The sequence below is a fragment of the Streptomyces sp. NPDC031111 genome (assembly GCF_055570675.1).
This window is the reverse complement of sequence record NZ_JBVIGS010000023.1, coordinates 31,783-51,909: the sequence shown is the minus strand read 5'-3', so window position 1 is coordinate 51,909 and position 20,127 is coordinate 31,783. Positions and strand designations below refer to the sequence as shown.

Genomic DNA, 20,127 nt, shown 5'->3' with positions numbered 1-20,127 from the left:
CGAGCACCCTCGCATCGGCGGTTGAAGACTGGCACCCCTCACCTTCCACACCGAGCTCTGCGGAACACCCCCGCTACACCCCGACTCGTCTGCCGCCCCCTTGCCGGGCGGCATCACAGAACCTTCACGACCACCGGCCGTTTCCCCACTGCCGCGACCCGGCCCCCGTCATCACCGCGGGAGCAAGTTGCCCTGGTGGGCGCGTAGTTGGCTGAAACTCGACAGCCCGTGTGAGTGACTCGTTCGTCAAGTTCCATGTATCAAGAAGCTGTGATGGTGCAGCAATTCAAGCGTGAAGCGACGCTCCTCCAGAATGGGCCTCATCCGGCGTCAACTCCTTTACCACAGCGCTCCGTACGGGCGACGGGTTCGCGACGAACTCGTACTGACGGCGGAGTATCCCGCCGACCCACGTCTCCTCGCCCGACGGCATGACTAGCATGAGCCGTACGTGACCGGAAGATCGCCCTCCTGTTGGCTGACCTCCCTTCCGGCCCGTGGCCGGCTCGTGCCGCCGCCCCGATTCCCTGCTCTCACGGACCGAGGGACCGCTCCATGCCAGTGCCTGCTTCGCCCCGCCAGCGCCAACCGGTGGGGGCGCCGCGCACCTCGTTCGCCGTGCCGTCGGTCGTCCTCGTGGTGAGCGCCGCCGTCGGCGGTGCGGCGGTCGCCCTGGCACCGTCCGACGCCTTCACCTGGGTCCTGGCCGCGGTGGTGGCCGCCTGGGTGTGTGTGACCGTCACCGTCCTCGTCGGCCACCGGCTCGTCCACCGGGCCCGGAGCGCGGCCGCCGCGCAGGAGGCGGAGAAGGGGCGTCTCGGGGCCGAAGCTGCCCGGCGCTCGGCCGAGATCTCGCACCTGGCCGGTGTGACACTCCCCGCCGTGGCCACGAGGCTGCGGGAGGGCGCGAGCACGGCCGACGCGCTGGGCGGTCTGCCGTCCCCGTCGGACCCGCAGTTGCAGCGGCTCACGCACACCTTCGCCACCGTCGTCGAGGAGGACGTGCGACGGGCCGCCGCCCTGGACGGCGAGTACCGCAAGACCCGCGACGAGCTCGACCGGGTGCTGGGCGAGTTGGAGCGGCTGGCGCGGGAGACACTGCCGGCCGCGGTGGCCCGGCTGCGCGACGGCCGGTCCGCCGGCACCGTACTCGCCGAGATCGAACTGCCCCTGCTGCCCGCGGTGCGCACCCCGGCCGAGTCATTCGTCCGTGAGCTCGCGCACAGCGAGCGCCGCGGCGCCGCGGCACAGGCCGCCTCCGCCAAGGCGCTCAGCCGCGTCCAGGCCAAGTCCGTGCGGATGCTGGCCGACCTGCGCGAGATGCAGGAGCGACACGGCGAGGAGGTCTTCGGGGACCTGCTGAAGCTGGACCACAGCACCTCCCAGCTGGGCCTGATGACCGACCGGCTGGCCCTGCTCATGGGCGGCAGGTCCAGCCGCGCCTGGAACAAGCCGATCGTGATGGAGAGCATCCTGCGCGGCGCCGTCGGACGCATCGCCGCCTACCAGCGGGTGCGCCTCCACTGCTCCACCCGCGCCGCGGTCTCCGGCTTCGCCGCCGAAGGCGTAATGCACCTGCTCGCCGAGCTGATGGACAACGCCGCGAACTTCTCCCCGCCCATCGACGAGGTGCACGTCTACGTCGAGGACCGCAGTGCCGGCATCGTCGTCACCATCGAGGACAGCGGCCTGAAGATGGCCGACGCGGCGATGCGCCGCGCCGAGGAGTCCGTGAGCGGCCGCGTCACCGACCTCGCCTCGCTGCAGGGCACCCGGCTCGGCCTCGCCGTGGTGGGACGCCTCGCGGTGAAGTACGGCATCAGCGTCAACTACCGCCCTTCCTCCCGGGGCGGCACCGGTGTCGTCGTCCTGCTGCCCCTGGATCTGCTCGCCCAGCAGCGCGACCCCGCCCCGCACGAGACGGCCCCCGGACCCGCCGCCCAGGCCGCGCCCGCGCCCGCCGAGCCGACGCCCGCTACGACTCCACTGCCCGGCACCGCCCCCCGCACCACTCTCACGGAGCCGCCCGCACGCACGGAGCGGAACGCCGCCCCGGAGCGGCCCGCCGCGCAGCCCGACCTCCCCGAACAGGGACGGCACCGGCGGCCCGACGGCACCACGCCGAACGGTCTGCCGGTCCGTGCCCCCGGCCGCACCATGGCCGAGGCGGAGCGCGAACGCGAGCAGCGCCGGCCGGTGTCCGGCCCGACCGGCGACGCACCGACGACGCCGCGCCCGGCACGCGACGCGGGCTCCCGGTTCGGCGCCTTCCACCGCGCACGGCAGTCCGGGAACGGCACCGCCCCGCCCGGTGCCGAGCCGCCAAAGGCTCCATAGTCCCCGTCCGTCCCGTACGGCGTCCGGGGCGACGGCGCCCCGTCCCGCTCGAGTTCGTGAGATAGGAGGAACGGGCCGGTGACCGGTCAGCCGGGCACCACCGTCCCATCACCCACCATGCAGACCACCGACAACAGCCTCAGCTGGCTCCTGCACAACCTCCTGCAGCAGACCCCCGGAGCGCGGCACGCCCTGGTCCTGTCCCGGGACGGCCTGAAGCTCTGCTGGAGCGAGCACCTGACGCTCGACCGGGGCGACCAGCTCGCGGCGATCTGCTCCGGCATCCAGGCCCTCGCCCAAGGCGCCTCCGTCGAGTTCGGCGACGGCACCGGTGGCGTCCGGCAGTCGATGACCGAGTTCCACGGCGGCCTGCTGTTCATCGTGGAGGCCGGGGAGGGGGCGCACCTCGCCGTCGTCGCCCGGGAGGACGCCGACCCCGGCGTGGTCGGCCACCAGATGACGGAACTGGTCGAGCAGATCGGCGAGCACCTGCGGGCCGAACCGCGGGACCAGGCCCGAGGGAGCGGCACGTCGTGACGCGCAAACCCGTCGACACGGGTGACCCTGACCGGCTCTACACCGTCACCGGTGGGCGCAGCCGCGCCGACGACTCATTCGACCTGGTCACCCTCGTCGTCAGCGAGTGCGGGCCGGTGTCGGGGATGCAGTCCGAACACGCCCGGATCCTGGAGCTGTGCCGGCACCCCACCGCGGTCGTCGAGATCGCCGCGGAGCTCGGGCTGCCGGTCACGGTGGTGCGGATCCTGCTGGGCGACCTGCTGGACACGGGCCGCATCACCGCCCGCCATCCGCGCGCGGCGGCGTCCGTCGCCTCCCTGCCCGATTCCGCCCTACTCCAAGAGGTGCTCCATGGGCTCCGCAACCTCTGAGCTGCCCTCCCGCCGCACACCGCTGAACGACTCCGCGGAGACCGGTCTGAAAATCGTCGTCGTGGGCGGGTTCGGCGTCGGCAAGACGACCCTGGTCCGCTCCGTGAGCGAGATCCGGCCGCTCAACACCGAGGAGGTGATGACCCAGGCAGGCGTGGGCGTCGACGAGACCAGCGCGGTGTCGACGAAGACCACCACGACGGTCGCGTTCGACTTCGGGCGGATCAGCCTCAACGACCGCATGGTGCTGTACCTGTTCGGAGCGCCCGGCCAGGAGCGGTTCTGGTTCCTGTGGGACAGGCTGTTCTCCGGGACCCTGGGCGCCGTGGTCCTCGTGGACACGCGCCGGATGGACGACTCCTGGTACGCGATAGACAGACTGGAGCACCACCGCACGCCCTTCGTGGTGGCCGTGAACCGGTTCGACGACGACACCGCCCGGTACTCCCTGGACGAGATCCGCCAGGCGCTCGCCCTGCCCGCGCACGTGCCGATGGTCGACTGCGACGCGCGGGTCCGGCAGTCCGGCAAGGACGTGCTGATCACCCTCGTCAACCACCTCCACGACATGGCGATCGCCGAGGAGGCGACCCTGTGACCGACTCCGGCCACCCCTCCGCACGCCCGGCGCCCGAGGGCTGCCCCGCCCACGCGGGCGCGGTGCGCCTGACCGGGCTCGAGTACCAGCAGACGCCGTCGCAGCTCTACCGTGCGCTGCGCCGGGAGCACGGCCCGGTCGCGCCGGTCCTGCTCGACGGCGGCATCCCCGCCTGGCTGGTGCTCGGCTACTCGGAGGTCACGTACGTGACCAGCCACGACGAGCTGTTCGCACGCGACTCGCGGCGCTGGAACCAGTGGGAGAACATCCCGCCGGACTGGCCGCTGCTGCCCTTCGTGGGCTACCAGCCGTCGGTGCTGTTCACCGAGGGCGAGGAGCACCGGCGCCGGGCCGGGGTGATCACCGAGGCGCTGGAGGGCGTCGACCAGTTCGAGCTGTCCCACGACTGTCGGCTGATCGCCGACGACCTCATCGCCCGGTTCGCCGGCAGCGGCCAGGCGGAGCTGATGGAGGACTTCGTGCACGCCCTGCCGATGCGGGCCGTGGTGCAGATGTGCGGGATGCCGACTTCCGGCGAGGACACCCGCCGTCTCGTCGACGACCTGCGGATCTCGCTGGACGCGGGCGAGGGCGACGATCCCGTGGCGGCGTACGGCCGCGTGGGGGAGCGGCTGCGGCAGCTGGTGAAGGACAAGCGGGCCGCGCCCGGCCCGGACGTCACCTCGCGCATGCTGACGCACCCGGCCGGTCTGACGGACGAGGAGATCGTCCAGGACCTGATCTCCGTGATCGCGGCGGCGCAGCAGCCGACGGCGAACTGGATCTGCAACACGCTGCGCCTGCTGCTGACGGACGAGCGGTTCGCCGTGAACGTGTCGGGCGGCCGGCTCAGCGTGGGTGAGGCGCTCAACGAGGTGCTGTGGCTGGACACGCCGACGCAGAACTTCATCGGGCGGTGGGCCGTGCGGGACATCCAGTTGGGCGGCCGGCAGATCAGGGCCGGTGACTGCCTGGTGCTGGGACTGGCCGCGGCCAACACCGACCCGCAGATCTGGCCGGAGGGGCACGTGGGCGCGGAGAACGCCGCGCACCTGTCGTTCAGCAACGGCGAACACCGCTGCCCCTACCCGGCTCCCCTGCTGGCGGACGTGATGGCGCGCACGGCGGTCGAGACGCTGCTGGAGCGGCTACCCGACTTGGTGCTGGCGGCGGACCCACAGGAACTGACCTGGCGTCCGTCGATCTGGATGCGAGGGCTGTCGGCGCTTCCGGTGTTCTTCACCCCAGTGGTGCCGTAGCGCGGGGTCCCGGGCCCCCAGCGGCAGGGGCCCGGATCGCGGCGCGGCGCGGATCGGCCTGTGGTGGCCGCCCGGTACGGGTCAGCCGTGCACGGGGGTGAACCGTACCGGGAGGCGCTGCGGTCCGCGGGTGAACACGCCCTGCTCGGCCGGTTCGAATCCGTCGGCGAGGCGCACGTCGGGCATGGCGTCGAGGAGCTGGTTGACGCCGATCTCCACCTCTGCCCTGGCCAGCAGCGCGCCCACGCAGAAGTGCCGACCGAGGGCGAAGGCGAGGTGGTCGGCGGCGGCGGAAAAGGCGGTCGTGGTGGTGAGGTCGTCGCGGAAGATGTCGAAGCGGTCGGGGTTGCGGTAGCGGTTCCCGTCGCGGTTGGCGGCGCCTATCAGGCAAGTGACGGTGGCGCCCTCGGGTATCGTGCCGCCGCTGAGCGTCACCTGCGTCGCGGACTGACGCATGATCATGTGGACGGGCGGGGTGAACCGCAGGGTCTCGGCGAAGGCGCGCGGGATCAGCGAGCGGTCCGCGCGTACGGCGGCGAGCTGGTCGGGGTGGAGCAGCAGGTTCGCGAAGATGCCGGCGATGGCCTTGTCCGTGGTCTCGCCGCCGGCCGCCAGCAGAAGGCTGCAGAACGCCTTGACGTCCTCGTCGCTCATCCGCACCCCGTCGACCTCGGCGGCGCACAGCGTGGACAGCAGGTCGTCGCCCAGGTTCTCGCGGCGCTCCTGGATGATCGGCAGCATGTACTCGGCGAACTCCACCCGGGTCCGCTCGCCCGCCGCCGTCACCTCGGGGTCGCCCGAGAGGTTCCCGAGGAAGGCGATCACCGCGGTGTACCAGCGGTGGAAGCGTGCATGGTCGGCCTTGTCCAGGCCCAGCATGTCGGCGATGACGTTGACCGGGAAGCGGGTGGCGTAGTCGGCGACGAGGTCGGCGGAGCCGGTGTGCCGGAAGGCGTCGATCAGTTCGCGGGAGTTGCGCTCGATGACGGGCAGGAACTTCCGCTCCAGGTCGCTGCCGCGGAAGGCGGGGGCCACCAGGGCCCGGCGCACGGCGTGCTCGCGCCCGCTGAGCTGGAGGATCGTCTTTCCGTGCACGGGCTCGATCTGCCAGGCGTAGTTGTCGGTGGTGAACTCGCCGGCCTTGTCCTTGAAGACGCGCTCGACGTCCTCGTAGCGGGAGACGATGTAACTCCGCGTGGCCTCGTGCCAGATGAGGGGCGCGGACTCCCGCATCACCCGGTAGGCGGGATAGGGGTCGGCTGCGAACTCGGGCGAGAGGATGTCGGGCACCTGCTGAGCGGTGGACATGGGGCTCCCTGTGCTCGGGAAATCAGTTACTCACAAGGTTATTGATCAACCGTCAGCTGCGACAGAGGTGCCTGCCACCCCCAACGGTGTCGACCGGAACCGCCCCTGCGCATCCGATCCGTCCCGCCCCCGCGGGTACGCACGGACGCGGAGTCCGGGGAGGAAGACCCCCGACGCCGGGGGCGATCCGGTTCGGTGCTTCAGCGAGAATCAGCACCCGCATACGCCCGCAGTTCGAGGAGGCAGTTCAACTGCTGCTCATGCGTGGTCACTTGATGTCACTGCTCGGAGTGGTTGTTCCCGTTGATGCCAACGAGCCCCGCACGGCAGGGCCCGCCGTGTCACAGCGAGGTGGGTGGCGGCTGGGGTAGCGGGTGGGCTCCCTCGGGACGCAGGCCGTCGAAGATGATCGCGAGGTAGCGTTGCCAGAGGTCGGGTGGGGCGTCTGACAGGGAACTCACCACGTGATTCGGCGCGCGCATCAGCGCGACGACGTCTGTTCCGGTGATGTCCGCTCGCACATCACCGTGCTCACGGGCGCGATCGACCAGCGCGTGGATGGTCTGGAACAGCCGCTCCTGAGCCTGGGCCATCTTGCTGTCGAGTTCGCCGGCGCGCCGCAGGAACGACAAGTCGAGCCGTTGGGGCTCTCGCCCGACGGCGGTGAGGAACTCAAGCAGCGCGGCCCCGGGATCCGGGGCGTCGAGCAGGCCTTCCCCCACCTCGGTGAGCACGGCGATCCGGTCGAAAGCAATCGCCGCGACCAGGTCGTCCTTGGTCGCGAAATTGCGGAACACAGTGCCCTTCCCGACGCCGGCCCGCCGCGCGATGTCCGCCACCGAGACGTTCAGCCCCCGCTCGGCGAACTCGTCCGCCGCAGCCGCGAGCAGCAACTTCCGGTTGCGGGCGGCGTCTGCGCGCAGCGGTCGGAGAGATGTCATGCCAGCAGACTAGCAAGTTGACCGCGCGGTCCGATTACCGTGGGATGTCACGGATGTGGAGGGCGATACTCATGAAGGCTGTGGTCGCGACCGGTTACGGACCGCCCGAGCAGTTCACAGTGATGGATGTGCCGGAACCCCAGCCGGGACCGGGGCAGATCCAGGTCCGGATCTCCGCTCACTCAACCCGACGGACATCCGTCTGCCCGGAGGTGAGTACCGCGGGGCCGTGGAACTGGGGTTCCCGCACGTACCCGGCAACGACTTCGCCGGAACGGTCAACCAGGTCGGTCCCGGTGTCACCGCCTTCCGGGTAGGTGACGAGGTCTTCGGCGAGGCCGTGCCTCGTGCGATGCGCGCAGTGGCCAGCGCCTCGCGCCCCTCGCTGAGCACCGGCTCGCTCGCCGAATACACGGTGTCCGAGGCGGACACCCCACTGATCGCTCACCGTCCGCCAAGGCTGTCGGCACCGGATGCGGCAGAGCACTGGCGACAGCCGGTCTGACCGCGCTGCCGCTGATCAGAACCGCCGAGGTGAAGGAGGCGAGACCGTCCTGGTCGTGGGCGCGACCGGCGGTGTCGGCACCGCCGTGGTTCCGCTGCTCGCCGCTGCAGGTGCGCGGGTAATCGCCACTGCCACCCCTGCGGACGCCGACACACTCCGTATGGGCGCGGCGGAGGTCATCGGCTACGCGGAGGCGCACTACCCCTCGTCCGTGGACACCGCGTTCAACTTGACTCTGCCCGGCGATCGTCTGCCCGGAATAGTGCCCGCGCTTCGGCCCGGTGGACGCCTGGTCACGGTCGTCTACCCGCCGCCCCAGCCTGATCACATCGGTCGCGACGACGTGGATCTTCGCTCCGTACTCGACCTGGGCGGGAAATTCGGCGGTATGCGTGAGGTCGGCGAACTAGCGGTGGCCGGTCGACTGCCGGCGACCATCAGCCGCTGGTACACCCTGGAATAGGGCCCGCAGGCGTGTGTGGACCTCGTCCGCACACACACCTTGGGCAAGCTCGTCGTCACCATGTGATCAACACCGCCCCCTGGGCATGTGCGCACTCGAAGCGAAATACCGGCCCCCAACATCTCGCACGCGGCGCCGCACGAGCGGGTGAGCCCTACCAGCACTTTCGCAGCCGCACGCCCGGCGCCCGAGGGCTGCCCCGCCCACGGGGGCGCGGTGCGTCACCGATCGGCGCGCCGTCCCCTCCAACGAATGGTGTCGTCGACAATGAGCCAGGCGCCGGGCGTCAGGCCGACAGTGTCCAGTCCGATTTCCTCGGTGTTCGGCGTGCGACCGATCGCGACGAGCAGTTCGTCGGCTTCGACCGGCTCACCGCTGGTGAGCGTGGTGGACACCGTTCCGTCGTCGGCACGCTGCACGGATAAGCCTCGGCGCCGGGCGCACCGACACCCCTGCCTGCCGCAACGGCTCCACGACGCACCTGCCGGCGAACTTCTCCGCCAGCGGGAGCGCTCCGTCGCGTGCCGGCATCGTCACCGAGGAGCCCGGACCGGCAAACGCGGTAGCCATCTCCGACGCCACCACCACGCCCGCCGCAACTGCTTCCCGGCTGGTCCAAGGTGCAGCCCGACGCAGACCTTCCACGTCCGGGGCCAGCGCGCCGCTTCCGATCGCGACGACGACGGCGTGCCGCGCGGTCAGCGAGGTCGTGGTGCCGTCCTTGCCGGTCACCTCGACGCTCCGGGCAGAGCGGATCCGGCCGCATCCGCGGCGCAGCGGGACACCCACCTGCTCGAACCAGGATGCCTGCCCGTCGTCCTCCCGGTTCGAGGCGAAGGCGACAATCGAGTACGGCCGCCACATACAGATCGCCCGTCACCGCCTCACGCGCGCCAGACACGTGCCGGGCCCCTCGAAGCGCCGCCCCGCTGCGCAGCAGGGCCTTGGTCGGCCTGTCGTCGGGGTCCGCGTTCTCCTGCCGCTCGACGTGCTCGGCCAGAGCCGGTGCACGGTCGCAGCCCGCGAGGACAGGTACGTCACAACAACTTCGCCACAACCGAGGGGGCAACGGTGAAATGGTGCCCCCTCCGGTGGTCTTGTCTGAGGGCCGGTGAGAGGGACCGTCGCAGGCCTGTACGGCACTTCGCAGGGTGGTGTTCTACAGGACAGCGGCGGCGGTCCTGAAGGGTGAGTAGCATCCGGCAACAGCAATACCCCCTGTGCGAAGGAGTCTGGCACGTGTCCACCGAGCGGGAAAAGCCCACCAATCCGAGCCTCCAGAGTCAGTATGCGGACCAGTTCACCAACCACCTCAGGGCCAACCGAGAGGAGCAGGCCCGGCTGCGTGAGCGTCTTGACCAGCTCAAGACGGACGAAGCCTGGCTGGTGAGGGCCCTCGGCACGCTGGCTGCACCGCCTGAAGACGGCTCCGGCCCCCAGGCGGCCGAGGACAACTCGGCGCAGTCACCAGGCAGCATGGCCGGGCCCATCGAGCCGGCCGCAGCGAGCAAGCCGGATGTCGAGGCTGCCGCAGTTGTTCCCGAGCAGCGGCAGGACAAGCCGGCGAAGGCATCCACGCAGAGGACCGCATCCCAGAAGACAACAGTCAAGAAGACGGCCGCAAAGAAGAAGGCTGCTCCCGAGCGGACAGCGGCAGCTCCCAAGGCAACTACTGCGCCGCCCTTGGGCGAGCTGCTGTTCGCCATCCTCCGCGAGCATGCAGGACAACCGCGCACCGCGGGCGAGGTTGTCAGCGACCTGGAACGGACGTACCCCGAACGGGCCCGTGACATCAACACCGTGCGCAACACTCTGGAGCGGCTCGTCGCCAAGAGCCGAATCGAGCGGACGAAGCAGAAACACACCGTGCTGTACACCGCAGTACCCGAGTCCGCGCCCGCTGCGGACGACGCCGCCGTAGGAGTGGCCCCGACCGCCGAGACCGCCGACACCGAGAATACGCCGGTGCAGGCCTGACCTTCTCGCCTGCCGCAGGACACCGGCCCGGCCGGACGCCGGTCCGCAGCGTGATGCGCGTGGAGGAGTGGGAGGTGCCCTGCCGGGCGCCTGTTCGCGGTCGCCCACGTGACCGCTGCACACAGTCGCCCGGCGGCATCCCGGCGCGACGGAGGCTCTGACCGCCGTGATGCACCCTCTCGGGACCGCCCGGTGCACATCGGGCCACCACTCCAGGCCGGGGCATCATGCCAAGGGGACGAGGGCGTCGTGCGATGTACTACTCGCCGCACCGCACGGCGCCCCCTCTCGCTTACAGGCCGGCAGCGAACCCGTGCACACTTTCGATGGTCGCGTAGTGCAGGTCAGGGGCGGCCTTCCGGAACATGAGATCTCCTGCGTGGACTGCGCCGGCTACGGTCCGTACGGTGCTCTCGACACCCGCCTTGAGGAGTCGGCGATGGTACTCGAGTCCTTCGTCGCGCAGCGGATCGAGCTCATTGACCGAGAGGGCATGCGGCGCCAGCCCGGACAGGTCCTCAACGGTCGCGTGGTAAGGCCAGCAGAGCGGATCCGTGGCGTGCCCAGCACCAGGATCGTAGACCTCTGCCATGATCGCTGCGGCGTCGCATCGCGAGAAGTATCCGTCGTTCTCGACGAGCGAGGGCAGTTCCGCTTCTCGTGTCTCGACGCTGGCACCGTAGAGCCCCGAAATGAAGGGGACCAGGGCGTAGACACCATCGATGGCCGCGACCCTGCCTTCGCGCTTGGCACGCAGCGCGGTGGCAAGCGCAAGGTTGCCGCCACCCGACTCACCCGCGACGGTGAGGGTCGAGATCCCCAGCGTCGCGCGGTGCTCGTGCACCCAGTCGAGCGCCGCCGCGCAGTCATCAAGACCGGCAGGGAAAGGATGCGGGCCGAGAACACCTCCGCCGTTGCGGAACTCGACGCCGATGACGACGGCTCCCCTCACAGCCAACTCGTCCTGCAACCGTGCATAGATGGGGCCCGAGCCTTTCAGCATCACCATGCCGCCACCGTGCAGGTACAGGATCCCGGGCAACGGCCCGAGGAGTCAGCGGGCCGCGTCACATATAACTGGATCTCGTTACCGGCAGGTCCGGAGATCGTCCTGGTGCTGTGGTCGAGCCCGGCCATCGGTTCCAGGCCGTCGACGAGCGCAGCGAACAGGGCCTCGTTCCTGACCTCTGCTGCCATGACAAATTCGAGCAACTGCTCTCGCGCCGCACTGGGACCGAGGGGCGCGGGCGTGGAGTTGTCGACGGGCATCCCCAGGTCTCTCAGAGCGCCGACAAGCCGAGGATCGGCGCGCGGATCGGTTCCCAGGTTCAGGGCGCGGTCGCCCAGGCGTCCGGTTGAGGCCGCGTTCCATCAGCGACATGATCTTGATTTGGCGTCCCTCGAGGAGGCGGTTGCCGATGCCGCGGTGTGCGGTCATGGCGTCGGCGGCTTCGGTCCAGCGGCCGATGCGGGCCAGGGCCCTGGCGCCGTCGACGAGGACGCTGACCCACAGCTCTTTGCAGATGGTCTGGTGGTCTGCGTCGGTGTTGATCAGCGTGTACAGGTCGACGGTGTGGCCGCGGATCTCGGTGGTGCCGCGTTTCTGGGCGGCGCGGTAGAGCCGTGTGAGTACGTCGTAGGCGGCTTCGCCGTCGCCCTCGCGGATCAGCAGCCGGGAGATGTTGATGATCGGCATGAGCGACATCACCGCGATGTCGCCAGGGCGGCACCGCTGGCCGTAGCAGGGTCGCACGTACGGATGGTCTGGGTCCTTCCAAACGGGCCGCGCCCGGGGGGCGGGCGGAGGAGCGGTGAACGGCTCCCAATGCCCGGGCCGGGCCCGGTACGCCCAGCCCGAAGGCAGGGGCGGGTCGGCCCGTTCCCCGCCGGCCTTGAGCACGGCCAGGGCGGCGGTGACGTCCTTGTCGTCGGTGAACCAGGGGGCCGTGCCGGTCACGCGGGGGTCGGGGCGCAGCTCGTGCACGGCGCACTGCCGGACGCCGTGCCCGTGCTCGTCGGCGTTGCTGGCGCGGACGTTGTAGTACCCGCCCGCCCAGTTCACGACCGTGCCCGCGTACTCGGGCAGGACCTCGTGCTTGCGGGTCTTGGGGTTGAAGACGACGGGGCGGACGATGACCGAGTCGCCAGGGGCGTACCGCTGTGCCTCTGGCTTCCACTCCGCCGCGGTCTCCTTCGCGGTGGCCGGGCGCAGCTCCACCACGCCCCGGTTGTCCCGGTACTCGATGCAGGCGTGGGAACCGGCGGCCGACACCGTGCGGACGGCCTTCTTGCCCGGGAGCATCGACGCGTTGTCGATCTCGGCCCGGGCGGTGCGAGTCTCGATGCGCTCGGGGGTGCCGCCGTTGACGGTACGCATGTTGGAAACGGTCGGCCGGCTGTGCCGTGCCGGTGCTGCGCGTCTGGTTCGTGGCCATCGGGTGCTCCTCGCTGTGTGGCGGCCGGTGGGGGCCGGACAGCGGCCCGGTGATGGGGAGTTGAGGTGAGGCCGCTGCCCGGCCCGACGAACACTACGGACGGCTGATGGCGTAGGACGGGCCGCTGACCTGCGTTAATGCGTGTCCAGTGTCTGGGACGGCGCCGCGTCCCGAGGCGGGGCGTAGCGCCTGCCAGCGGTGCCCGGCACCCAGTCGGTTTCTGCGTCCTCCTTCGTGCCCGGTCACCCCCCGCCCCCGCCGCGTGGGGCGGAGGCTGGGGCTGACCCGGCACGACGTCAGGCGAGGTTCGCCTGGACAGCGACACTGGGGCCACGGCACGTCAGAAGTGGTCGCCTGGCGGGTACTTGAGGACGAACAGGGCCTTCTTCCAGCCGCTTGGAGGAGCGGATCAGGTGGGCGTGTCCCTCCCCGCCCCACACGCGCTATCGCGCGCCGTCAAGGGTCGGTTGCCACGTGAGCGCGTACGTCTTGCTGTCGGCCGTCGCGATCCACCGGCCACGCTGCACCCGCTCGAACGTGACCCCGGGCGTCTGGGCCAACTCCGGCTCCGGACCGAACCTGCGTTCTGCGAACGACAGGTAGGCGTGGGTGGGCTCGCTGGACACCAGCGCGGTCGTCCTGTCCTTGCCGTGCTGCACCCACACATTCCCGCGCCGCACACGGAACCCGCGACCTTCGAACACGCGCGCAGCCGCCATCAGCAGCGCCGGGGCCATCGGCTCGTGGTGCGGGCCACGGGGCCCGTTCTGGCCGTCGTCGAGCCGGATTACGTTCTGTTCGTCGCTCACATTCCTGTTCGGGCCGAGTAGCCGCAGCACCCCCTGGTGTTGGGGTTCACGAACACCTCGGCCGTCACAGGCCACGTGTTCTCCTCACCGCGCCGGGCTCGATCCAACAGCTCAGCCTCGGTCGGTCGCATCCGGGGGCTGCATGTCCTGTTCGCCATGCTCCGCGACGGCACCTTCTACGACCCCCGCGTCCCCAAGGACGTCGAACTCGCCGCATGACCCAACAAGCCAAACCACCCCAAACCGAACCCGGGCGCCTTGACGAAAGACATAGAGGCACCCCCGGCGGGTAGGGGGGCGGTTACGGGACGGCCCTCAGAAGGCGTACTGCCACGAGGAGGTCGAGGACGTCTGTGAAGCAGCGCAGGTCGCATCCTGTTCGCTCGGAAATCCGCTCCAGCCGGTAGTAGGCGGTGTTGACGTGGATGTGGAGGGCCTGCGCCGCCGCCTTGGCGTTGAGGTCACTCGCGATGTACGCGAGGAACGTGGTAATCAGCTCGCTGCCCCGCGCCACGTCGTCCCGCACGAAGCGATGTACTTCCGGCCGGACGAGACGCCGTACGATCTCGTCCTCACGCCGCACCAGGTAGTCCAGGGGCGAGACCAGCATCAGCGGGACCACTCCCGCCTTGCCGTCGAGGGAGTCGCGGGCGATACACGCCTCAGTATACGCCTCCGGAATCTTGGCTAGCCCGGCGTGCACGGTACTGATGCCCAGCGCCAGGTGGATGCCGAGCTGATCGAGGCGGGCATGTTCGCCCTTGAGGCCTCCCACCTGCCTGGTCATTCCCCCCGGCCCCACCGGTGCGACGGCGACGAGCTCGTCATGGCGCACCACGGTGAGGCCGGGAGCACTGGGGGCCACCAACTTGCGCACGACGGTGACTGCGTCGCGCAGCGTCTGTTCCTTGCCCGGCGCCAGTGCTGAGGCGGAGACCACGACAAGGTGGGTGCTCGGTTCCAGGCCGGCGCCCCGCAACATCGCCTGTTTCGGCCCGGGAGAGAGGTCGCGGCGAGCGAGCAGGTCTTCCAGCAGGTCACGGCGGATCCGGTCGCTCTCGGCGAGCTGGTGCTGCTGCGCACGCAGGTATTCCTCCGCGGCGACGGAACTCCCCACCTCGATGATGTGCATGATCTGCTCGACGATCAGCAGTGCCGCCTCACGTGTCCAGGGCTCCTCCCGCACCACCTTGAGCACGGCCTTCCACAGGACGAATTGCGAGACGCGGTAGGCGTGGAGAAAGTCGGACAAGGCGATGCCTTGACCGATACGCCGTGCGGCCTGCTCCGCGGTGATGGGGAAGTCGTACCAGGTCGCCGGCCTCTTCCCCTTCACACTGTTCAGCAGGGCCCGGAAGATCACATCCACATGCACGGTCACATCGTGGTGGAGCCGGGGATCCGGGCTGGAGCGGTAAGCCGGGACCTGTTCCCAAATGGCATCCACGGCTGCGGCCACTTGGCTGTCGAGCGTGGTCTCCAGCACATCGATAATGCGCCGCATGCCCGGCTCCAGAATGTCCGGCATGCTCACGCACGCTCCCGCCTCATAGACCTCACACTCCAGGAGCTGAAGGCCAGAGGTTTCATATAGTACGCCCCGTTTTGTGGGGCGACCACAAGAAGGATTTGCCCACTGTGTGAGCCGACCATCTGCAGCTGGACATCCGGCGCGCTGATGCTGAGAAGCGAAGGTCCCGAAGGACAAGGAGAGCATCATGGCCTGGGGAGTCGAAGGTCCAAGGCAAGCACGGAGGCTGACTCGGCAGCTGCTTGGCGACTGGATGCTCGCAGAGCTGTCCGACACGGCTGAGCTGCTGGTCAGCGAGCTCGTGACGAATGCTGTGATCCATGGGGCGGGCCCGGTGACCCTGCACATGAGGAAGGGACACCGCACCCTGGTGTGCGAAGTGACCGACGGCCTCGCCGCCGCCCCGTCGACGCGTCCGGTCTCACCGGACGGCGAGTCCGGTCGGGGACTGCAGTTGGTCGACGGGCTCGCTCATCGGTGGGGGGTGGAGGTCCGGGATCGGAACAAGACCGTGTGGTTCGAGCTGGTCATCCACCCAGACCTTGACCAAGCTTCCAAAGTTGCAGCGTAGACGAGGAGTTCAGCGCCCACTCACTCCCCGTGACGGAGTCGCGGGCAGCGAGATACTGCTTACCCTGCCAGAGCGGGAGGACGGGCACGTCATCGGCCACGATGTCCTGGATACGGGCGACGCTTTTCGCCGCCGCGAGCCGGTCCACCTCGCGTCGGGACTCCGGGATAAGGACATCACGGACCGTACTGTCGGTGTAGGACAGGTTGAGGAAGTTGTCCTTGTCGAGGAAGGGCGCGACGTAGTTGTCGGCGTCGGGGAAGTCCGGGAACCAGCCCATGCCGTACACGTCGTACGCACCGCTGCGGCCCTTCTCCCGGAATCGGGACCAGTCGGTTCCCTCGATGTCCACATCGAAAAGCCCGCTGTCGTTGAGTTGCTGCCGCAGTTCCTCGAACTCCTCCCTGGTCGCCGGGCCGTAGTGGTCGGTCGTGTAGTGCAGGGTCAGCCTCACCGGGGTCGTGATTCCCTCTTTGTCCAGAAGGGCGCGGGCCCTGCTCACGCTGGGCTCACCGTAGGTGTGGAAGAACGCGTTCGTGTGCCCGATGATGCCCGCGGGCACGAGTGAGTACAGCGGTTCGGCTTGAGAGCCGTAGACCTTGGACACGAGTGCGCCGCGGTCGATGATCTGCGCCATCGCCTGGCGGACGGCCCGGCTCCGCACCGACGGGGCATCGGTGTCGAAGACCAGAAAACGGATCTCGAGCGCCGACGTCTCGAGGAGCTTCACCCCGGTGTCACTGCCCTCCTGGAGCCCGCGAATCTGGTCCGGAGACATCGTGCGCGCCATCACGTCGATGTCACCGTCGCGGAGCGCGGCGCCCATGGCACCGGCGTCCTGGAAGGACTTCAGCACCACCTTCTCGTTCTTCGGCGTGAACCTTCCCTTGTAGTACGGGTTCTTGGTGAACGTGGCTTCCACCAGGACGTTGCCCCGCACCCGGACGCGCATCGTGTACGGCCCCGAGCCATCGATCTCGAACCCCTCACGCAGTCTGTTCTTCCGGTACTGCTTCCGGCTGACGATGCTGGCCACCGGCGTCGACAGCTTGGACGGAAAGGCGGCGTCCGGGGACTTCAGGTGGAAGATGACCGCATCGCCTTTCGTCTCGACGGAGTCGATCGTCGACAGCAGCGCGAAGACTCCACTGTCGGCCTTGAGGGTGCGGGCGCGGTCGATGGAGTACTTCACGTCCGCCGGCGTCACCGGGTCCCCGTTGGAGAACTTCAAGTCCCCGCGCAGTACGCAGACATAGCGCTCGCCACTGGTGTCGGTGAAGCCACAGCTCTCCGCCGCCTCCGGCTCGGGCGTTCCACCGCTCGCCGGCTGGACCAGCAGCGTCTGCACCGTCTGCCGAAGGAGGTTCCAGGTACTCACGTCATACGCGTATGCGGGATCCAGTGGAGCGGGTGCGTGCGGGGAGGCGGTGGTCCGGTCCGTGGTCCCTACGACGACCACATCACGAGCACTGTCAGAGGAGCTGGGTATTTCATATACAGCGATTCCGGCGATGGCCAGTCCTGCGACAGTCGACGCCACTATTCTACGGTTCATTTCTCGAATGTCTCCACTGTCAGGGCGCGAGCCCCTGGCCGAGGGTCTCAGAAGACGAACTGCTGGTTCTGCGTAGGTCTTCTCTGCAGGTCGCACATCTTGTTCTCGTACGCCGGCGGCACGTCGGGCGTCGTCGTACGAACATCGAACCCGTGCTTGTCATTCGCCTCGGCGATGCTGATGCTCTGTGTCACATGGTGCGAGCGGCCGTTCATCGTGACCTTGCCGCTCGGCCCGTTCACGGAAATCCCGGACTCCAGGGCGCGAATGACCTTGTCGCGGTCGAGACTGCCCGCCTTTTTCACGGCCGCGGCCCACAGTTGCCAGGCGTTCCACTCGTTCACCGCATGGTCCGACACAAAGTGCTGTTGCCCGTACGCCGCACGCCAGGTTTGGAGGAAAGCGGCGTTGGCCGGAGACTTGAGTTCCTGGAAGTAGGAGTAGGCCACCGTTGCGCCCCGGCTCTCCTCGGAGGTCAGCACGATGTTCTCGCGGGCTCCGCCGAACGTCGTCGAGACGATCCTCATCTTCTCGGTCAGGCCGGCGGCGGCGAGATCCCGATAGAAGGCCACATGCTTGTCGCCGACGAGAAGGGAAACCACGACATCGGGCTCGGCCGCCCGCAGATTTCTGATCACCTGACCGAATTTTGAGCTGTCCAGCGAGACATAGTCCCTGCCGATGACGCCCGCTCCTGATTTCGACGCGTAGAACTTCACCCATTCGGTGGAGATGTGCCCGAAGTTGTAGTCGGCCGCGACGACGTAGATCTTCTTGCCGAATTTCTTGGCAGCGTAGGGAATCAGCGGCGCCATTTGCTGAGAGGGGACCGACCCGGTGGAGAACACGTTCTTGTCGCAGAGACCACCTTCGTACAGGGTGTTGTAGAAGTAGAGCGTCTTCGTACGGTCGACGATGGTCCGGATCGTTTCACGAGAGGCACTCGTGATGCCGCCCATGATGACGGACACCCGATCTTCGAGCGTCAGCTTGTTGATGTACTGGGTGTACCGGCCGTCGTCCGACTGCGCGTCGTAACTGATGAGCTTCAGTTTTCGCCCCAGCACACCGCCCCGGGCGTTGATGTCCTTGATCGCGAGCTCAGTGGCGGCGTTTTTCGGTTTCCCGTAGACACTGAGCGTGCCGGTGAGATCGAATACGCTGCCGACAAGCACCGGCGATTGCGAATCGACCCTCGTATCGCTCTCGCTCCCGCTGCTGCAGGACATCGCGGACGCCAGGAGAAATACCGAGGCAGCCGCCGTTCCCGCCGTCTTGACACGACGTCGTGAATAGCGCATGTGACACCTTGATCATTAGATCCTGAAAGGCGCCGAGGCACCTTGAGAGAAGCCGCGGGCGCCTCGTGCAAGGCACCCGCGGCTTTGCGATCCGGCCGCTGCTCTACGGCGCGGTCGGGAAGCCTCCGACCGCCTGCTCAAAGGCATGGGCCGCACGCAGGAGCCTCGGCTCGGCGAAGTGCGGTGCGACCAGCGTCATGCCTACAGGGAGTCCGCCGGACACACCCGCGGGCACACTGATGGCCGGGTGGCCGGTCGTGTCGAAGGGCGCCGCGTTGCCGAGCATCTCGTGCGCTCGGTGGACCTTGTCGAGGAGATGTGCGTCGGAGGACGGCAGGGTGGTGGGGCGCATCGTGGTGGTGGGCAGGCAGAGGAGGTCCACCCCCGCCAGGGCACGGTCGTAGGCCGCGCGCAGTGCCGGAACGAGGTTCTGCGCCTTGGCGTAGGACGTGCCGTGGTTCCTTTCGAGCATGTACTGGCCAATCATGGCGACGTACTGGACGCTGGGTGACACGTCCGCGAAGTGCTTCTCGCGTCCTGCCGCGTAGGCGCTCATCGTGGAGGGGCTGTAGCGCCCTCGGTAGTTCATCCCGTAGCCGTTGCCGTGGATCATCTGCCAGAGTCCGCCTTCCGTCACGATGACGTTCCACAGGGCCATCGCGAGGTGGCTGTGTTCCGGTACGGAGACGTCCACGACGGTGGCACCGGCCGCGGCGAGGTGTTCGGTGGCGGCACGGACGGTGCTGTCCACCTCGTCCTCGCCGGCCTGCTGTCCGAAGCCCTCCTTGAGGATGCCGACGCGCAGGCCTGCGATGCCCTTGTCGAGGTCTCGCGTGTAGTCGGGCAGGGGCGGAAGCCCGATCTGGCGAGGGTCGAGTCCATCGGGTCCCGCGATGACGGAGAGCAGCCGGGCGGCGTCGGCGACCGTCCTGGTCATGGGGCCGAGGTGGTCGTGGGTGCGTTCGATGGGGAAGGCGCCGGTGTACGGCACCAGGCCATGGGTGGGCTTGAGCCCTACGATGCCCGACCAGGCGGCGGGGATGCGGACCGATCCCCCTTGGTCGCCGCCGATGGCCATGTCGGCTTCTCCGGTCGCGACGAGGACCGCGCTGCCGGAACTGGATCCGCCACTGCTGTGCCGCGTGTTCCAGGGGTTGCGGACGGGACCGGAGGCGGCGGTGTGGCTCCCCGCGGAGAAGCAGAGGTCCTCGCAGACGGAGGTACCGACGATGATGCCGCCGGCGCGCAGGATGCGCTGGACAACGGTGGCGTCCTCATCGGCCGTGTAGCCGTCGAGGGTCTTGGAACCGTTGCTCATGGGTAGGCCGGCGACGGCAACGTTGTTCTTGATCACAAGGCGTTGACCCGCCAGGGGACCTTCGTCCGTCTCTCTGATCTCGGAACACGAGGCCCAGGCGCCCAGGGGGTTTGCCTCCGGCGCAGGGTGGTGCCAGCGGCGGTCCGGGGCCTTGGGTGCCTGCGCCGCCCATTCCTGCTCGACCGTCTCGTAGCTGTCCAGGTTCTCGTCGATCAGGGTGGCGAAGGCGGCTTCGGCCTCAGCGGTGAGTTCGATGCCGAAGCTGCGGGCGATCCTGCGCAATTGTTCCGGCGTGGGGCGTTCGATGTGCACGATGGTCTCCTAGTTCG

At 68.7% G+C, this 20,127-nt stretch carries 20 protein-coding genes; 10 read left to right on the top strand and 10 right to left on the bottom strand.

Annotated elements, in window-relative coordinates:
• Nucleotides 1–555 precede the first annotated feature (555 nt).
• From ACZ470_RS34460 to ACZ470_RS34440, 5 genes are all read left to right on the top strand, one after another.
• Nucleotides 556–2,337 (top strand): sensor histidine kinase, encoded by a 1,782-nt coding sequence (locus ACZ470_RS34460; protein WP_468433728.1) that lies wholly within the window; start codon nt 556–558, stop codon nt 2,335–2,337.
• A 117-nt stretch (nt 2,338–2,454) separates the two neighbouring features.
• Nucleotides 2,455–2,874, top strand: a complete 420-nt coding sequence (locus ACZ470_RS34455; RefSeq protein WP_468433726.1) for a roadblock/LC7 domain-containing protein — start codon at nt 2,455–2,457, stop codon at nt 2,872–2,874.
• The gene (locus ACZ470_RS34450) at nt 2,871–3,227 is read left to right on the top strand and encodes a DUF742 domain-containing protein (protein ID WP_468433724.1); all 357 of its coding nucleotides are present in this window, start codon (nt 2,871–2,873) and stop codon (nt 3,225–3,227) included. Before ACZ470_RS34455 ends, ACZ470_RS34450 begins: the two co-directional genes overlap by 4 nt.
• The gene (locus ACZ470_RS34445; protein WP_468433722.1) at nt 3,208–3,825 is read left to right on the top strand and encodes a GTP-binding protein; all 618 of its coding nucleotides are present in this window, start codon (nt 3,208–3,210) and stop codon (nt 3,823–3,825) included. Before ACZ470_RS34450 ends, ACZ470_RS34445 begins: the two co-directional genes overlap by 20 nt.
• Nucleotides 3,822–5,084, top strand: a complete 1,263-nt coding sequence (locus ACZ470_RS34440) for a cytochrome P450 (protein WP_468433720.1) — start codon at nt 3,822–3,824, stop codon at nt 5,082–5,084. The genes ACZ470_RS34445 and ACZ470_RS34440 overlap by 4 nt, the downstream gene beginning before the upstream one ends.
• 81 nt (nt 5,085–5,165) lie before the next feature.
• Here the strand turns inward: ACZ470_RS34440 and ACZ470_RS34435 are convergent, their stop codons facing one another.
• Complete coding sequence (locus tag ACZ470_RS34435; RefSeq protein WP_468433718.1) at nt 5,166–6,392, bottom strand: cytochrome P450; 1,227 nt, start codon at nt 6,390–6,392, stop codon at nt 5,166–5,168.
• Nucleotides 6,393–6,733: 341 nt separating this feature from the next.
• Complete coding sequence (locus tag ACZ470_RS34430) at nt 6,734–7,333, bottom strand: TetR/AcrR family transcriptional regulator (protein ID WP_468433716.1); 600 nt, start codon at nt 7,331–7,333, stop codon at nt 6,734–6,736.
• Between the two features lie 229 nt (nt 7,334–7,562).
• Between ACZ470_RS34430 and ACZ470_RS34425 the strand changes: the two genes are divergently transcribed.
• Together ACZ470_RS34425 and ACZ470_RS34420 are read left to right on the top strand one after the other, a co-directional pair.
• Nucleotides 7,563–7,838 (top strand): alcohol dehydrogenase catalytic domain-containing protein, encoded by a 276-nt coding sequence (locus tag ACZ470_RS34425; RefSeq protein ID WP_468433715.1) that lies wholly within the window; start codon nt 7,563–7,565, stop codon nt 7,836–7,838.
• A 55-nt stretch (nt 7,839–7,893) separates the two neighbouring features.
• The gene (locus tag ACZ470_RS34420) at nt 7,894–8,301 is read left to right on the top strand and encodes an MDR/zinc-dependent alcohol dehydrogenase-like family protein (RefSeq protein ID WP_468433713.1); all 408 of its coding nucleotides are present in this window, start codon (nt 7,894–7,896) and stop codon (nt 8,299–8,301) included.
• Between the two features lie 221 nt (nt 8,302–8,522).
• Here ACZ470_RS34420 and ACZ470_RS34415 read toward each other — a convergent pair whose 3' ends face one another.
• Nucleotides 8,523–8,720 (bottom strand): hypothetical protein, encoded by a 198-nt coding sequence (locus ACZ470_RS34415; protein ID WP_468433711.1) that lies wholly within the window; start codon nt 8,718–8,720, stop codon nt 8,523–8,525.
• A gap of 820 nt (nt 8,721–9,540) precedes the next feature.
• Between ACZ470_RS34415 and ACZ470_RS34410 the strand changes: the two genes are divergently transcribed.
• Nucleotides 9,541–10,278 carry a BlaI/MecI/CopY family transcriptional regulator gene (locus ACZ470_RS34410; protein WP_468433709.1) on the top strand — a complete coding sequence of 246 codons (738 nt, stop codon included), beginning with the start codon at nt 9,541–9,543 and terminating at the stop codon, nt 10,276–10,278.
• 292 nt (nt 10,279–10,570) lie between these two features.
• On the opposite strand, the gene ACZ470_RS34405 is transcribed toward ACZ470_RS34410, so the two are convergent.
• From ACZ470_RS34405 to ACZ470_RS34395, 3 genes are all read right to left on the bottom strand, one after another.
• Complete coding sequence (locus tag ACZ470_RS34405) at nt 10,571–11,320, bottom strand: alpha/beta fold hydrolase (RefSeq protein WP_468433708.1); 750 nt, start codon at nt 11,318–11,320, stop codon at nt 10,571–10,573.
• Nucleotides 11,321–11,365: 45 nt separating this feature from the next.
• Nucleotides 11,366–12,655, bottom strand: a complete 1,290-nt coding sequence (locus ACZ470_RS34400; protein ID WP_468433707.1) for a hypothetical protein — start codon at nt 12,653–12,655, stop codon at nt 11,366–11,368.
• A 501-nt stretch (nt 12,656–13,156) separates the two neighbouring features.
• On the bottom strand, nt 13,157–13,522 hold the full coding sequence (locus tag ACZ470_RS34395) for a hypothetical protein (RefSeq protein ID WP_468433706.1): 366 nt from the start codon (nt 13,520–13,522) through the stop codon (nt 13,157–13,159).
• Between the two features lie 36 nt (nt 13,523–13,558).
• On the opposite strand from ACZ470_RS34395, the gene ACZ470_RS34390 reads away from it, so the two are divergent.
• The gene (locus tag ACZ470_RS34390; protein ID WP_468433807.1) at nt 13,559–13,741 is read left to right on the top strand and encodes a hypothetical protein; all 183 of its coding nucleotides are present in this window, start codon (nt 13,559–13,561) and stop codon (nt 13,739–13,741) included.
• 82 nt (nt 13,742–13,823) lie between these two features.
• Here ACZ470_RS34390 and ACZ470_RS34385 read toward each other — a convergent pair whose 3' ends face one another.
• On the bottom strand, nt 13,824–15,050 hold the full coding sequence (locus tag ACZ470_RS34385) for a PucR family transcriptional regulator (protein ID WP_468433802.1): 1,227 nt from the start codon (nt 15,048–15,050) through the stop codon (nt 13,824–13,826).
• A gap of 190 nt (nt 15,051–15,240) precedes the next feature.
• On the opposite strand from ACZ470_RS34385, the gene ACZ470_RS34380 reads away from it, so the two are divergent.
• Nucleotides 15,241–15,624, top strand: a complete 384-nt coding sequence (locus ACZ470_RS34380; RefSeq protein ID WP_468433704.1) for an ATP-binding protein — start codon at nt 15,241–15,243, stop codon at nt 15,622–15,624.
• On the opposite strand, the gene ACZ470_RS34375 is transcribed toward ACZ470_RS34380, so the two are convergent.
• From ACZ470_RS34375 to ACZ470_RS34365, 3 genes are all read right to left on the bottom strand, one after another.
• Complete coding sequence (locus tag ACZ470_RS34375) at nt 15,581–17,179, bottom strand: ABC transporter substrate-binding protein (RefSeq protein ID WP_468433702.1); 1,599 nt, start codon at nt 17,177–17,179, stop codon at nt 15,581–15,583. The genes ACZ470_RS34380 and ACZ470_RS34375 overlap by 44 nt on opposite strands.
• Nucleotides 17,180–17,226: 47 nt before the next feature.
• Nucleotides 17,227–18,480 carry an urea ABC transporter substrate-binding protein gene (locus ACZ470_RS34370; RefSeq protein ID WP_468433700.1) on the bottom strand — a complete coding sequence of 418 codons (1,254 nt, stop codon included), beginning with the start codon at nt 18,478–18,480 and terminating at the stop codon, nt 17,227–17,229.
• A gap of 103 nt (nt 18,481–18,583) precedes the next feature.
• Entirely contained in the window at nt 18,584–20,110 is a 1,527-nt protein-coding gene (locus tag ACZ470_RS34365) for an amidase (RefSeq protein ID WP_468433698.1), read from the bottom strand.
• Nucleotides 20,111–20,127: the final 17 nt, after the last annotated feature.